Source organism: Streptomyces misionensis (genome assembly GCF_007896895.1).
Taxonomy (GTDB): domain Bacteria; phylum Actinomycetota; class Actinomycetes; order Streptomycetales; family Streptomycetaceae; genus Streptomyces; species Streptomyces misionensis_A.
In genome coordinates, this window is record NZ_VOGW01000058.1 from 8,875 (window position 1) to 22,615 (window position 13,741).

Here is a 13,741-nt window from a genome sequence, read left to right on the forward strand (position 1 = left end):
CCGATCCGCTGCCGGTGCCCGTGGCGGGGCTGCGGGAGGCGATCGGGCGGGCGGCCGGGATGCTGATCTGCACGCCGGAGTACGCGGGCACCCTGCCGGGGTCGTTCAAGAACCTGCTGGACTGGACGGTCGGCGGGGTCGAGATCGGTGACAAGCCGGTCGGCTGGGTGAACGCGGCCGCGCCGGGGCGGGGCGAGGGCGCCGAGGCCACGCTGCGGTCCGTGCTCGGGTACACCGGCGCCCGCGTCGTGGACGCGGCCTGCGTGAAGGTGCCGGTGGAGCGGGGGATGACCGGGGAGGACGGGCTCATCGCCGACCCGGAGGTGCGGCGGCGGCTCGGTGAGGTGCTCGCGCTGCTGGCGGCGGATGATCCGGCCTGATCCGAACGAAAAGCCCTAGGAGGCCGTGCGGGTGCCGTCGTCGTCGCGGCACCCGGTCACCGTCTCGTCGTCATCCTCGCAGGACGTCGTTGCGGCGGCTGTGGGCCGCGTGGCGGGGGCGGGTCACCTTGGAGGAGACCTGGCCGACGATCTCCCAGAAACACACCAGCGCGGTGATCGGCGGAATTCCGAAAATGATCAGCGCCAGCGGGGAATGCTGTGCGTGGCTCACGCACAGGGCGACCGCCATCGCGGAGGCGCCCAGCAGAACTCCCCAGGAACGCCGGGAACTTCTGCTCTGCACGGTGGCCCGGAGAATGGACAGCGCCGCCACGAGCCATGGCCCGTACACCGTCAAGGGCCACCAGCGTGCCAGCCGCATCGGCAGTACCGAGGAAGCGGTGGCGCGGAGTTGGACGTAGGAATAGGAGAAAGACCAGCCCAGCATGCAGATCGCGCACACCGAGATCGTCGCGATCAGCAGGGTGACGTGCGCGCTGCGCTGGTTGTCGCCCGGTGCTCCGGGTTCCGTGCGGATGCGCCGGCGGTTCTTCCGGTGGCTGGACCTGCCGTGCTGCGGGGCCGGGGCGGGATTCGCGGCGGACGCGCCGGACAGCATCTGGGCCAGTTCTTCGACCGGGTCCCACTGCATCTCGAGCGTGCTGAACTCATAGTCACTCAAAGCGTCTTCATCGTGAATCCTGTCCATGGGCCGGGTCCTAGAGCCTCACCATCGCCCGCAGGTACTCACTCTCCAGCTGACTGATCCTCTTCAGGAAATCGTCGAGGAGATCGGAGCAGCCGTCGGTGAACACCTCGCCTTCCTTGCCTTCCAGCCGGAACGTGACCGGCGAGTGGAGATTCAACGCTGTGCGTCTCTCAATGCGTGCCACGGTCAGCTAACGAGCCTCTCGGGAGAAGGGGGTGTGGGGCATTCGGGTGCTTCTGTAACTCGAAAGCGGGGTCCGGCGGTCGTATGACAGCAACTGGAGAAAATACGAATGCCGTTTCGGAGGCCCCGGTTCCCGAGGCCCGTACCGCCTGACGGCCCGTACGCCGGACGGGGGAACGGGGAGGAGAACGAACGTGAGGCGAAGCGAGCCGGGCGCGGGCGGCGCCCCCGGGGCACGGCGGCGGATACGGGTGCTGTGGCTGGTGGCCGCCGTCGCCTACGCCCTCGACCTGGGGAGCGAGGTCGCGGTGGTCGCGGGGCTGGAGGGCCGGGATCCCGTGCCGGTGCTCGGGTCCTGGCTGGAACTGCGGGTGCAGCGCAACCCCGGCGCGGCCTTCGGGATGGGCAGCGCGTCGACCATCGTGTTCACGCTGATCGCGCTCGCGGTGGTCGTCGTCGTGGTGCGGGTGGCGCGCCGGCTGACCAGCACCCCATGGGCGATCGCGCTGGGGCTGCTGCTGGGCGGGGCGGTCGGCGATCTGACCGACCGGCTCTTCCGCTCGCCGGGCGGGATGCGGGGCGCGGTGGTCGACTTCGTCGCGGTCCGCGACGTCAGCGTCATGAACCTCGCCGACTGGGCGATCAGCTGCGGCAGCGTACTGATCGTCGTACTGTCCTTCCGTGGGCACGACCGGGGGACGCGCGCCCTCCCCGGGAGCGGGCCGACGGGCGGCGGGCCGCACACTTGGGCCGGTGAGCACCGAGCGAGCCTTCACCGAGTCCGCGCAGTACCCGTACGTCCTGCTCTCCGCCGCCGTCTCCCTTGACGGCTGTCTGGACGACACCGGTCCACAGCGGTTGCTGCTGTCGGGACCGGCCGACTTCGACCGGGTGGACGCGGTACGGGCCTCGGCCGACGCCCTCCTGGTCGGCGCCGGCACGATCCGCGCCGACAACCCCCGCCTGCTGGTCGGCTCCCCCGAGCGCCGTGCCGTCCGGCTGGCCGAGGGGCGGCCGGAGCACCCGCTGAAGGTCACCGTGACCGCCACCGGCGATCTCGACCCCGGCGCCCGGTTCTGGCACACCGGGGGGGACAAGCTCGTCTACACCACCGACCGGGGCGCCGCGCGGGCCGCCCGGCTGCTCGGCGGCGCCGCCGATGTCGTCCCGCTCGGCCCGGATCTCGACTGGCGGGCCCTGCTCGGCCATCTGCACGACGAGCGGGGGGTCGGCCGGCTGATGGTGGAGGGCGGGGGCAGCGTGCACACCCAGCTGCTGCGGCAGGGACTGGCCGACGAGCTCCAGCTGGTGGTCGCGCCGCTGATCGTCGGTGACCCGCGGGCCCCGCGGCTGTTCGGGCCCGGCCGCTACCAGGAGGGGCGGCTGCGCCTGGTCGAGACCCGGCGGATCGAGGATGTCGTCCTGATGCGCTACGAGCCCACCGCGCCCGGCACCGGTCCGCTGCCCACCGCCGCCGACCGGCACTGGCTGCGCACCGCCTGTGAGCTGGCCGCCCTGTGCCCGCCCTCCGAGACGGCCTTCAGCGTCGGCGCGGTCGTGGTCGCCGCCGACGGCACCGAGCTGGCCCGCGGCCACTCCCGCGAGGGGGACGACCCCGTGGTGCACGCCGAGGAGGCGGCGCTCGCCAAGATCGACGCCGCCGACCCGCGGCTGCCCGGCGCCACCGTCTACAGCAGCCTGGAGCCCTGCGCCCGCCGCGCCTCCCGCCCGGCGCCCTGTGCCGAGCTGATCCTGCGGGCCGGGGTGCGCCGGGTGGTGACCGCCTGGCGGGAGCCCGACACCTTCGTCCCGGGCGCCGACGGCACCGGCGTCCTGGTGCGCGCGGGCGCCGAGGTCGTCGTCCTGCCCGCGTACGAGGCCCTGGCCAAGGCCCCGAACCGGCATCTGCTCGGCTGAGCCGGACGGCCCGCTCGGCCGAGCCGGGCGGCCGCCGTAAAGCCGTGTGCTCACCACCCTGAACATGGCGTACACTGGAATCACCGACGCGGGGTGGAGCAGCTCGGTAGCTCGCTGGGCTCATAACCCAGAGGTCGCAGGTTCAAATCCTGTCCCCGCTACTGAAGACTCAGGGCCGGAATCCATGATCTGGATTCCGGCCCTGAGTGTTTTCCGGCACCCGCGCGGACCCTCGTAGGGGACGTCACCCACGGTGACCGGTCGACCGCCGTGCGCATAACAACTGAGTCACCATCAAAAACCCGATGACTCCTGGACCCCGGGCAACTCGCCCAGTTTGGCGAGCCCTTGGGCGGTACGTCCATGCTCCTGAGCCGTAATGATCAAGCCGAACGGCTTGGAAAGTGACGGCCGGGTCTATTAACGTTCGATAACGCAGCGCGGTCGTCCCAGCCGTCACCCGAGGCGGCTCCGTGCGCACGCGCCGAATCCCGTAAGGGAACCGGGGAACCACCACCTTGGGGTGAATCACGCGGACACCGTCGTGAACTCAGCGAGTCCACGGCCGGTATACGCGCGTAGGAGACCTTCCTGCTCCGAACCCGTCAGCTAACCCGGTAGGCGGAGGAAGGAAAGGAGCACGCCCCCGTGGCGTCCAACCGGCCTGCCCCAGAAGCCCCGTTCGTGCCCGCTCAACGCGATGCCGAGCCGTTCGGCCCCGGCCCCGAGGGCGAGGGCCCCTGGGAGGAATGGAACCCCACCGAGGAGTCCGTCGCCCCGGTCCGCGGCCGGCACCGCGTCGTCAAGCAGCGCGGCGGCCTCGCGCGCAGCTCCACCGTCCTCGGCGTCGGGGTGATCGCCGCGGTCGGCGCGGGCGGCATCGCCAGCGCCAACACCGGCAAGTCCCCGGTCTCCATCTCCGTGCCGGACCTGCCGTCCGTCTCGGTGCCGCACCTGTCCTCCGTGGAGCACCTCTTCGGTGCCGACTCCACCGGCTCCGCCGAGGAGCACCGGGCCACCGACACCGCGCTCACCGGCATCGGGCAGACCACCGAGGACGGCACCGACACCGGCGCCGGCGAGGCCCTGCGCAACCGGATCATGGCCCAGGCCGAGCAGCAGCAGGGCCAGGCCGACAGCAAGGCCACCGCCGCCATGGTCGCCGCCGCCCAGCAGCAGAGCGACGCGGCGGCCGCCAAGGCCGAGAAGGAGGCCGCCGACAAGGCCGCCGCCGCCAAGCAGCAGGCCGAGGCCGACGCCAAGAAGGCCGCCGAGGCCAAGCGGCTGGCCGAGCTGGCCAAGCAGTACACGCTGCCGGTCGTCTCGTACACGATCACCGGCACCTTCGGGCAGCCCGGCGCCATGTGGTCCTCCGGCTACCACACCGGCCTCGACTTCGCCGCCCCCACCGGCACCCTGATCAAGGCCGTCCACGGCGGCACCATCACCCAGGCGGGCTGGGCCGGCGCCTACGGCTACCGCACCGTCCTCACCCTGGACGACGGCACCGAGCTGTGGTTCTGCCACCAGTCCTCGATCAATGTCTCGGCCGGCCAGAAGGTCACCACCGGCGAGGTCATCGGCCGGGTCGGCGCCACCGGCAACGTCACCGGGCCGCACCTGCACCTGGAGGTCCACCCGGGCGGGCAGGCCACCGGCGTCGACCCGGCGCCCTGGCTGCGCGACAAGGGCCTCAACCCCTGAGCACACCGATCCCCGCGGGGACTTCGCACCGGCGGTGGAACGCGGTCGCCCACCGCCGGTGTAATGGTGGAGTATGACTTCTCTGCGCACACTGGGCTCCTCCGACCTCGAGGTCTTCCCGCTCTGCCTGGGCGGCAACGTCTTCGGCTGGACCGCGGACGAACAGGCCTCCTTCGCCGTCCTGGACGCCTACACGGCCGCGGGCGGCAACTTCGTCGACACGGCCGACGTCTACAGCGCCTGGATCGAGGGCCACCGGGGCGGCGAGTCCGAGACCGTCATCGGCAAGTGGCTCAAGGCCCGCGGCAACCGCTCCGACGTCGTCATCGCCACCAAGGTCAGCCAGCACCCGCAGTACCCGGGCCTGTCCGCGGCCAACATCAAGGCCGCCGCAGACGCCTCCCTGGCCCGCCTGGGCACCGACTACATCGACCTCTACTACACCCACTTCGACCAGCCCGACGTGCCGGTGGAGGAGATCATCGGCGCCCTGGACGAGCTGGTGAGGGCCGGCAAGGTCCGGCAGATCGCCGCCTCCAACATCAGCGCCGAGCGGCTGCGGGAGTCCCTGGACTTCTCCGCCCGCGAGGGCCTGGCCCGCTATGTGGCCCTCCAGCCCCACTACAACCTGGTCTCCCGCGACACCTACGAGGGCCCGCTCCAGGACCTCGTCGCCCGTGAGGGCCTCTCCTGCGTGCCGTACTTCGCCCTCGCCGCGGGCTTCCTGACCGGCAAGTACCGGCCCGGCCGGACGGTGGACAGCGCCCGCGCCAACCGGGCCGCGGACTACGCGGAGACCGAGCGCGGCCAGAAGGTCCTCGCCGCCCTCGACGAGATCGCCGCCGCCCACGAGGCCCCGCACGCCACCGTCGCCCTCGCCTGGCTGGCCGCCCGGCCGACGGTCACCGCCCCGATCGCCTCGGCGCGGACGCCGGACCAGCTCCCGGCCCTGCTGGGCGTCGGCGAGCTGAAGCTGACGGAGGACGAACTGAAGAAGCTGACGGACGCCTCGGCGTAGCGGTACCGGCTCTTCCCGGGCCGCCCGGCGGCGTCACGTCCGGTACGGGTTGTACGACGCGGCGTACGGCGCCGCCGGGTAGCCGTATCCGGGACGGCCGTACCCGGGGCCGGCCTGCCCCGGCCCGTACGCCTGGTTGTACGGCGCCGGGGTCCAGGCCGTCGGCGCGGGTGCCGCCGTGCGGGCCGCGTACTCCAGCGCGGGCCGGGCCGCGTCCCGGCGCCGCCACAGCTCGTCCAGCAGCTCCCGCTCGCGGGCGACGAAGCCGGCGCCGGCCCGGCCGCGCCGCCCCCGCTGCCGCAGCAGCGCCAGCGCGGTGGCCTGGGTCTCGTACCGTGCCACCGCCCGCGCCGTGGCCCGGCCGCCGTGGTGGCGGGCGAAGTCGCGGGCCATCCGCCGCGCCCGCATCGAACCCAGGGCGAACGGCTCGGCCGGTCCCAGCCACCCGGCCAGGACGTAGACGGGCAGCTCCTCGCGGACGGTGCGCAGCTCCCGCTGCCGGGTCCAGATCCCGAGCCAGGTGAGCAGCCCGAACACGGGCAGCATGAACATGCCGTAGACGGCGAGGAAGCCGAACTGGCCGAAGGTGGCGGAGCCGTTCCACAGGGCGTGCATGCACATCGCGAGCACCAGCCCGCCGAGCGGCACCAGCAGCCGCCGGGCGCGCTGGTGCGGGCCGCTCAGCGCGGCGACGCCGAAGCCGATGCCGGTGCAGGTGGTGAACAGGGGGTGCGCGAACGGGGACATCACGATGCGCACGAAGAAGGTTGCGGCGGTGACGGAGACGATGCCGTGGCCGCCGGTGAGCTGGTCGGTCCCGAAGGCCGTGCCCAGGTAGAGGATGTTCTCGGTGAACGCGAAGCCGGTGGCGGTGATCCCGGCTATCACCATCCCGTCCACGATCCCGGTGAAGTCGCGCCTGCGGAAGAGGAAGACCAGCAGCACGGCCGCGGCCTTGGCGGACTCCTCGACGACCGGCGCTATCACCGTGGCGCCGAGGGTGTTGGCGCTCGCCGGGTCCGCGGTCGAGGTGGCTATCCACTTGGTCGCGAAACTGTTGGCGACGATGGCTATGAGCGCCGCCGCGAAGGCGCCCCAGCAGAACGCGAACACCAGGTTCCGCCAGGGGAAGGGCGCCACCCGGTCCAGCCAGCGGAACGCGGTGACCAGCCAGGGCACCGGCAGCACCGCGAGCCCGAGGCCCACCAGGAACCCCTCGGTGCCGGTCTCCCTGCGCACCAGCGCGAGGATGACCAGGCCGGACATGGCCAGCAGGGTGATCAGCGCGCCGTAGCGCACCCACCGCAGCTGCCACCAGTGCGGGTGCCGCAGCACCGCGTCGCCGGGGATCGGGGGGTACGTCGGGTACGCAGGACTGGTGGCCACGGCATCGACCCTAACGGTGGCGGGGCGAGGGGCTGGAGCGGTTTACCGGCGGCGGAAGAGCAGATCGTGCACGACATGTCCCTTGTCCAGTCCCTGTCCCTCGAAACGGGTCAGCGGCCGGAACTCGGGCCGGGGCGCGAAACCGCCGTCGGCCTGCGTGTTCTCGAACTCGGGGTGGGCGGTGAGCACCTCGAGCATCTGCTCGGCGTACGGCTCCCAGTCGGTGGCGCAGTGCACCAGCGCGCCGGGCTTCAGCCGGGTCGCGACGAGGTCGAGGAACTCCGGCTGGATCAGCCGCCGCTTGTGGTGGCGCTTCTTCGGCCAGGGGTCGGGGAAGTAGACGCGCAGCCCGTCGAGCGCGCCGGGGCGGAGCATCTCGCGCAGCAGGATGATGGCGTCCCCGTTGCCCACCCGGACGTTGTCCAGTCCGTAGCGGTCGGCGAGGTTCAGCAGATTGCCCTGGCCGGGAGTGTGCACATCCACCGCGAGCACATTGGTGCCGGGGTCGGCGGCGGCCATCCGCGCGGTGGCCTCGCCCATGCCGAACCCGATCTCCAGCACCACGGGCCGGTCGTCGCCGAACAGCTCGGCGAGGTCGATCACCCGCTGCCCGTCGACGTCCAGCCCCCACGCGGGCCACAGCCGCCGCAAGGCGTCGGCCTGCCCGGCGGTCACCCGGCTGCGGCGCGGCTGGAAGCTGCGGATCCGCCGCTCGAAGTGCGACCCGGCGGGATCGGCCCGGGGGCCGTCCGGGAACCGCGGCTCGCCCTTGGCCCGGGCGCGCCGCACGGCGGCACCGGGGTCCTGCGGGGCCGGTTCGGTCAGGGCTTCGGGGGCATTCATCGCATCAGACACAGTACGACCGAGTCTACGGGCGCGGCCGGGCCGTACCCTCGCGGCCGACGGCGTCCAGCATCCCCAGCGCCCGGCGGGCGATCTCCCGGCCGATCGGCAGCGACGCGGTGGCCGCCGGGGACGGCGCGTTCAGCACGTGCACCGCGCGGGCCCCCTCCTTGATCAGGAAGTCGTCGACCAGCGTTCCGTTCCGCAGCACCGCCTGCGCGCGCACCCCGGCCGGCGCCGGCACCAGGTCCTCGGCCCGCGCCGCGGGCAGCAGCCTGCGCACCGCCTCCAGGAACGCCGCCCTGGACACCGAGCGGCGCAGCTCGCCCGCGCCGTACCGCCAGTGCCGCCGCGCCAGCGCCCAGGAGCCCGGCCAGGCCAGGGTCCCGGCCAGCTCCCGGGGGCGTACGACGCCCCAGTCGTACCCCTCCCGGGCCAGGGCGGGCACCGCGTTGGGGCCGATGTGCACCACGCCGTCGACGCCCCGGGTCAGATGGACACCGAGGAAGGGGAACGCCGGGTCCGGCACCGGATACACCAGGCCCCGCACCAGCTCGGGCCGGGCCAGCTCGTAGTACTCCCCGCGGAACGGCACGATCCGTACCCCCGGTTCGTCCCCGGTCAGCCGGGCCAGTTCGTCGCAGTGCAGTCCGGCGCAGTTCACCAGCACCCGGCCGCGCACCACGTCCCCGCCCGCGGTGCGCACGGCCACGCCCCGCTCCGGGCGCCGGTCCACCCGCACCACCCGGGCGCCGTAGCGGATCTCGGCGCCCGAGGCCTCGGCGAGCCGGCGGGCGACCCCCGAGAAGTCGCACACGCCCGTGGTGCCCACGTGGATCGCGGCCAGTCCGCGCACCTCGGGCTCGTACTCGGAGATCTGGGCGGGGCCCAGCTCCCGCACCGGTATGCCGTTCTCCCGGCCGCGCTGCACCAGGGCGTGCAGCCGGGGCAGCTCCGCGCGCTCGGTGGCGACGATCAGCTTGCCGGTGACGGCGTGGTCGATGCCGTACTCGGCGCAGAACTTCACCATCTCGGCGGCGCCCCGCACCGCGTACCGCGCCTTGAGCGAGCCGGGCCGGTAGTAGATGCCGCTGTGCACGACCCCGCTGTTGCGGCCCGTCTGGTGGCGGGCCGGTCCGGGCTCCTTCTCCAGCACGGTCACCCGGGTGCCCGGTGCGGACCGGCTGATCGCGTACGCCGTCGACAGCCCGACGATCCCCCCTCCGACCACGAGCACATCACAGTCGTACGCCCCGACCGGCACCTGCACCACCTCCCACGTCGATAGTGCACTGCGCCACTGACATCGCCTTCAAACGCCGAAGTGATCAGTACCGCTCGGGGCGCGGAGGCGTGGAGGCGCGGCGGGGCCGGGGTCAGGCCGGAGCCATCAGGAGGGGCCGGGCCCGCTCCCGCAGTTCCACCACCCTCGGCTCGTCCCCGTACGGTTCCAGGCGGTGCAGCAGGTCCTTCACGTACTCGGTCGTGCGGGCCGACGAGATCCGCCCGGCGACCTCCACCGCCCGCACCCCCTGCTCGCACGCGGCGTCCAGGTTCCCGGACTCCAGCTCGGCGACCGCGGAGACGACCAGCCGCAGTCCGTGCGAGCGCACGAACTCCTCCGTCGGCTTGGACAGGGCCTGCTCGGTGAAGCGCCGCACCTGCCGGGGCAGCTTCAGGTCCCGGTAGCACTCGGCGGCGTCCGCGGCGAACCGGTCGTAGCCGTAGAAGCCGAGCCACGAGGGGTCGTTGTCCCCCTCCCGGGCCCGCTCCAGCCAGCTCTCGGCCGCCTTCAGGGCAGCCCCCGCCGCTTGCGCGTCCCCGGCCCGCGCGTGGGCGCGCGCCTCGACCAGCCGGAAGAAGCTCATGGTGCGGGCCGTGGCCAGCCCCCGGTTGCGCTCCAGCGCGGCCTGCGCCAGGTCGACGCCCTCGTCGCCGAAGCCCCGGTAGGTGGCCTGGAGCGACATGGAGGCGAGGACGTACCCGCCGAGCGGGACGTCGGCCGCCGCGCGGGCGAGCCGCAGGGCCTGGATGTAGTAGCGCTGGGCGGCCTCCTGCTGACCGGTGTCGAAGGCCATCCAGCCGGCCAGCCGGGTCAGTTCGGCGGAGGCGCCGAACAGGGCGCGGCCGACCTCGTCGGAGTAGGCGCCGAGCAGCAGCGGCGCCGCCTCCACGCGCAGGCACTCCGGCACCATGGACGAACGCCAGTCGCCGCCCCCGTACTTGGAGTCCCAGCGCCTGGCGTCCTCGGCGGCCTCCCGCAGCTTGCGCACATCGCTGTGGCCGACCCTGACCGCCGCGCCGGTGCCCTCGGCGGAGCCGTCCTCCCGGGCGACGGAGCTGTCGGCGGGGGTTATCAGCCAGCGGGAGGCGGGCGTCGCGTAGGCGCTCACCGCGAAGGAGCCGGCGAGCGACTGCCAGATGCCGCCGGAGCCGGCCCGGCGCCCGGCGAGGTCGAGCCGGTACAGCTCCGTCGCCGACTTCACCGCCTGCGCCACGTCCCGGGGGAAGGCGAGACCCACTTCGGGTGCGGGGTCCGCGTCCGCCAGGCCGATCTCGTGCAGCGGCACCGGGCGGCCGAGCTTCTGTCCGATGGCGGCCGCGATGAGGTGCGGCGCGGCGCCCTGCGGCACCATGCCCTTCGACACCCAGCGCGCCACGGAGGTCTTGTCGTAGCGAAGTGTCAGCCCGCGTTGGGCGCCAAGATCGTTGACGCGTCGCGCGAGTCCTGCGTTGCTGATTCCCGCGAGGGCGAGAACGGTGCCGAGTTTTTCGTTCGGCCCGCGTTGCTCCCTGGACATGCGCCACCCCTCGACACAGACGGCCGCCGCGCGGGCATAACCGCGCGGCATTCGTAAACCCAGCGTAGTTCGCCGCATCCCAAGCGTTAAGGGGCATTGTTCCGGATGGCGGGATTGTGGTCCGTACGGAAGTACGGTCCTGTACGCACCGTGCACGGACCGGTCGTCGCGTGCCCCCGCGCGTGTGGCCGTGCGCCCGGCCGTGCGCTCTTCTCCGGCCAACTCCGTGGCGGTTTCCTGGTCTTGCGTGGGTCGGCCCGCTGTACTGGATCCAGTGGGCTGGGGGACACCGCCACCTTCATCCCCGCGGGTGGCGGACCGGTCCGGGAGGCGGCGACCGCCTCCCGGACCGTGCGTGTGTGTACGGCGCCGCGCGCGCCGCCGACCCTTACGGAGCGTGCTCGTCTTCCGGGCGCCCCACGGTATTTGGCTGAAAATCGTCCCGCAGATCGCCGGGTGTTCTCGGCCCCGACCATGGAACTTCGGGGCGTGAAGCGCGTTTTGGGGGGCGCATAAGGGGCGCATTCACGTCGCGTCCCGCTCGGCTGCCTTCCCCGCCGGGTCAACGGCCCCCGCGTCAACGCCGGTTGTCCTTCCACCGCTCCGTGCGGTGTCACCACACCTCTCCCACGCGACCTTCGTGGCAGCATGGGGACCGGTTCGTCCGGTGCAGTGGTTGTCCACAGCCTGTGGAGGCGTCGATGCGGTGGTTGGTGGGGTGGAGCAGCACCTCCGCGGGCACCGCCGCGCCCGGTTCGGCCGGCGCACTCGACCTCGACGGCGAGACCCTGCACCCGGTCGGTTCCCAGCTGCTGTGGGGCGGCCCCGACCCGCTGTGGGCCGTCGGCGACTGGCGCCCGGACGAGGTGCGCGTGGTCCGGGCCGACGACCAGAACCGGATCGCGGTCCTCGGCATCTGCGGCGCCTCCGACGAGGAACTGCGGCGCGGCCTGTTCACCGCGCGCGGCGGCGCGCTGCGCCATCTGACCGCCTGGCCCGGCAGCTACACGGCCGTCGTCCAGGTCGGCCGCCGCGTCACCGTCTGCGGCGACCTCGCGGGAGCCCGCCCGGTCTTCCACACCCCGTGGGCGGGCGGCACCGCGTACGCCACCGCCGCGCTGCCGCTCGCCGACCTCGTCGAGGCCAACCTCGACTTCGGCCATCTGGCCGCCCTGCTCGCCGCCCCGGACGTACCGGCCGCGCTGCGCGACACCACCCCGTACGAAGGGGTGCGGCGCGTTCCGCCGGGGCACGCGCTGGTCCTGCGCGCCGGGGCGCGGGAGATCGCCGGGTACGACCCGGTCACCTCGCTCGCCGTGTCCGCGCCCCCGGCCGACCCCGACCATGCCGTGGACGCCGTGCGCGACGCCCTGGTGGAGGCGGTGCGCACCCGGCTGTCCGCGCCCCGGCACGTGCCCGACCTCGATCCCGGACCGGTGCCCGGGATGGGGCCCGCCGAGCGGCGCGCCCGGCGCGGCATGCCGGTGCCCGGCATCGGCGCCGACCTCTCCGGCGGGCCGGCCTCCGCCACCCTCGCGCTGCTCGCCGCCGGGCTGCCCGGCCGGCCCGGCACCCTGCTCGGCCACGGCGCGGGCGAACGCCTCCTCGCCGTCACCTTCAACGACCTCGCCGTCGGCGGCCGGGAGGCCGAACTCCAGCGGGCCGGCGCCCTCGCCGAGAACCCCCGGCTGCACCACGTGGTGGTGACCGGCGGCGAGGAGATCCTGCCCTACGCCGACCTCGACGGCCCCCTCACCGACGAGCCCGGACCCTCGCTGGTCACGGCCGCCCGGCACCGGGCCCGGCTGGCCGCGGGCAGTGCCGACCACTTCACCGGCCACGGCGCCCGCCAGGTCCTCGACGCCCACCCCGCCCGGCTGGCCGACCTGCTGATGGACCGCCGGCGCCGCCATCTGGTCCGGCCGGTCGCCGCGCTCGCCCGGGCCGACGGCTCGGTGCTGGTCCCCGCGCGGGTGTACGGCGCGGCCCGGCGGCTCGCCCGCACCCCGTACCGGGCCGGCGTCGAGGCGCTGGCCGAGCGGCTGATGCGACGCCGGTTCGAGGAGCCCAGGGGGGCGGTCGGCGCGTCCCTCGCCGCGCTGACCTGGGCCCCGCCCGGGGCGGCCGCCCGGTGGCTGACGGGGGAGGCACTGGCCGAAGTATCGGTTCTGCTGGGGGCCGGGGCGGACCGGCCCGGCGCGGGCGTCCAGCGCCCCGGCGACCATCGGGCGCGGGCCGCGCTCGCCCGGTACGCCGCGGACCTCCGCGTCCTCGAACAGGCCGTGGAGATCCGGTCCCAGCGGCTGCACGCCCCCTTCCTGGACAACCAGGTCGTCCGCGCCTGCCGCGCGCTGCCCGAGGCGTTGCGGGTCCGGCCGGGGGCGCGGGCCGCGATCCTGCGCACCGTCCTGTCGGGCGCCGGCGTCACCGACCTCCCGCTCGGCTGGGGCGTGCCGTCCCACGCCTCCTCGGCGGCCGCGGCCCGAGCGGGCCTGAGGGTGTCCGGCGACGCGCTGCAGGACCTGTTCGCCCGCCCGCTGCTGGCGGACGCGGGACTGGTGGAGGCCCGGGTGATCCGCAAGGCGCTGCGCGCGGCGGCGGGCGGCTCCGCCGTACCGCTGGACGGCCTCGCCGACCTGATCTCCCTCGAACTGTGGCTCCACCGCCTGCTGGCCCGCCGGGGGACGTGCTGGACCGGGACACCGGCGCGGTCGCGGGCGGTACCGGCGGGGATCACCCCGCGCCGGGGAGCGCTGGCCGCCGGCGGGTGAGGGCGCTCACGCGTGCGGCCCACCGGTGG

12 protein-coding genes, 1 tRNA gene and 1 riboswitch are annotated in these 13,741 nt (G+C 73.9%); of the genes, 7 read left to right on the forward strand and 6 right to left on the reverse strand.

Annotation, left to right across the window (positions count from 1 at the left end; all coding sequences use genetic code 11):
• A partial coding sequence (locus FRZ03_RS10540; RefSeq protein WP_146464908.1) for an NADPH-dependent FMN reductase occupies window positions 1-380 on the forward strand: 380 nt, incomplete at its 5' end.
• A gap of 70 nt (window positions 381-450) precedes the next feature.
• Here the strand turns inward: FRZ03_RS10540 and FRZ03_RS10545 are convergent.
• Together FRZ03_RS10545 and FRZ03_RS39015 are read right to left on the reverse strand one after the other, a co-directional pair.
• Window positions 451-1,062: a DUF2637 domain-containing protein gene (locus FRZ03_RS10545; RefSeq protein WP_261398849.1), complete on the reverse strand. Its 612-nt coding sequence runs from the start codon at window positions 1,060-1,062 to the stop codon at window positions 451-453.
• A 37-nt stretch (window positions 1,063-1,099) separates the two neighbouring features.
• Window positions 1,100-1,246 carry a hypothetical protein gene (locus FRZ03_RS39015; protein ID WP_186785343.1) on the reverse strand — a complete coding sequence of 49 codons (147 nt, stop codon included), beginning with the start codon at window positions 1,244-1,246 and terminating at the stop codon, window positions 1,100-1,102.
• 220 nt (window positions 1,247-1,466) lie between these two features.
• Between FRZ03_RS39015 and FRZ03_RS10550 the strand changes: the two genes are divergently transcribed.
• From FRZ03_RS10550 to FRZ03_RS10570, 5 genes are all read left to right on the forward strand, one after another.
• Window positions 1,467-2,099, forward strand: a complete 633-nt coding sequence (locus tag FRZ03_RS10550) for a signal peptidase II (RefSeq protein WP_261398850.1) — start codon at window positions 1,467-1,469, stop codon at window positions 2,097-2,099.
• Window positions 2,026-3,189 (forward strand): dihydrofolate reductase family protein, encoded by a 1,164-nt coding sequence (locus tag FRZ03_RS10555; RefSeq protein ID WP_146464889.1) that lies wholly within the window; start codon window positions 2,026-2,028, stop codon window positions 3,187-3,189. Before FRZ03_RS10550 ends, FRZ03_RS10555 begins: the two co-directional genes overlap by 74 nt.
• 87 nt (window positions 3,190-3,276) lie before the next feature.
• Window positions 3,277-3,350 (forward strand) — tRNA-Met (locus FRZ03_RS10560).
• Between the two features lie 311 nt (window positions 3,351-3,661).
• Window positions 3,662-3,828: riboswitch (cyclic di-AMP (ydaO/yuaA leader) on the forward strand.
• Between the two features lie 9 nt (window positions 3,829-3,837).
• Window positions 3,838-4,893 carry a M23 family metallopeptidase gene (locus tag FRZ03_RS10565; RefSeq protein WP_146464890.1) on the forward strand — a complete coding sequence of 352 codons (1,056 nt, stop codon included), beginning with the start codon at window positions 3,838-3,840 and terminating at the stop codon, window positions 4,891-4,893.
• A 73-nt stretch (window positions 4,894-4,966) separates the two neighbouring features.
• On the forward strand, window positions 4,967-5,911 hold the full coding sequence (locus tag FRZ03_RS10570; RefSeq protein WP_146464891.1) for an aldo/keto reductase: 945 nt from the start codon (window positions 4,967-4,969) through the stop codon (window positions 5,909-5,911).
• Between the two features lie 33 nt (window positions 5,912-5,944).
• Here the strand turns inward: FRZ03_RS10570 and FRZ03_RS10575 are convergent, their stop codons facing one another.
• The 4 genes from FRZ03_RS10575 to FRZ03_RS10590 form a co-directional block, all read right to left on the reverse strand.
• Complete coding sequence (locus tag FRZ03_RS10575; RefSeq protein WP_186785344.1) at window positions 5,945-7,297, reverse strand: PrsW family intramembrane metalloprotease; 1,353 nt, start codon at window positions 7,295-7,297, stop codon at window positions 5,945-5,947.
• Between the two features lie 42 nt (window positions 7,298-7,339).
• Window positions 7,340-8,140 carry a tRNA (guanosine(46)-N7)-methyltransferase TrmB gene (gene trmB / locus FRZ03_RS10580; protein WP_146464892.1) on the reverse strand — a complete coding sequence of 267 codons (801 nt, stop codon included), beginning with the start codon at window positions 8,138-8,140 and terminating at the stop codon, window positions 7,340-7,342.
• A gap of 25 nt (window positions 8,141-8,165) precedes the next feature.
• Window positions 8,166-9,413 carry an L-2-hydroxyglutarate oxidase gene (gene lhgO, locus FRZ03_RS10585; RefSeq protein WP_146464893.1) on the reverse strand — a complete coding sequence of 416 codons (1,248 nt, stop codon included), beginning with the start codon at window positions 9,411-9,413 and terminating at the stop codon, window positions 8,166-8,168.
• Between the two features lie 103 nt (window positions 9,414-9,516).
• Window positions 9,517-10,941, reverse strand: coding sequence for an MFS transporter (locus tag FRZ03_RS10590; RefSeq protein ID WP_146464894.1), 1,425 nt, complete (start codon window positions 10,939-10,941; stop codon window positions 9,517-9,519).
• A gap of 701 nt (window positions 10,942-11,642) precedes the next feature.
• Between FRZ03_RS10590 and FRZ03_RS10595 the strand changes: the two genes are divergently transcribed.
• Entirely contained in the window at window positions 11,643-13,712 is a 2,070-nt protein-coding gene (locus tag FRZ03_RS10595; RefSeq protein WP_146464895.1) for an asparagine synthase-related protein, read from the forward strand.
• Window positions 13,713-13,741: the final 29 nt, after the last annotated feature.

Bases quoted from the DNA above. Each gene is read 5' to 3' on its own strand.
- FRZ03_RS10570 (WP_146464891.1), top strand. From the start codon at position 4,967: ATGACTTCTCTGCGCACACTGGGCTCCTCCGACCTCGAGGTCTTCCCG.
- trmB (WP_146464892.1), bottom strand. From the start codon at position 8,140: ATGAATGCCCCCGAAGCCCTGACCGAACCGGCCCCGCAGGACCCCGGT.
- FRZ03_RS10590 (WP_146464894.1), bottom strand. From the start codon at position 10,941: ATGTCCAGGGAGCAACGCGGGCCGAACGAAAAACTCGGCACCGTTCTC.
- FRZ03_RS10595 (WP_146464895.1), top strand. From the start codon at position 11,643: ATGCGGTGGTTGGTGGGGTGGAGCAGCACCTCCGCGGGCACCGCCGCG.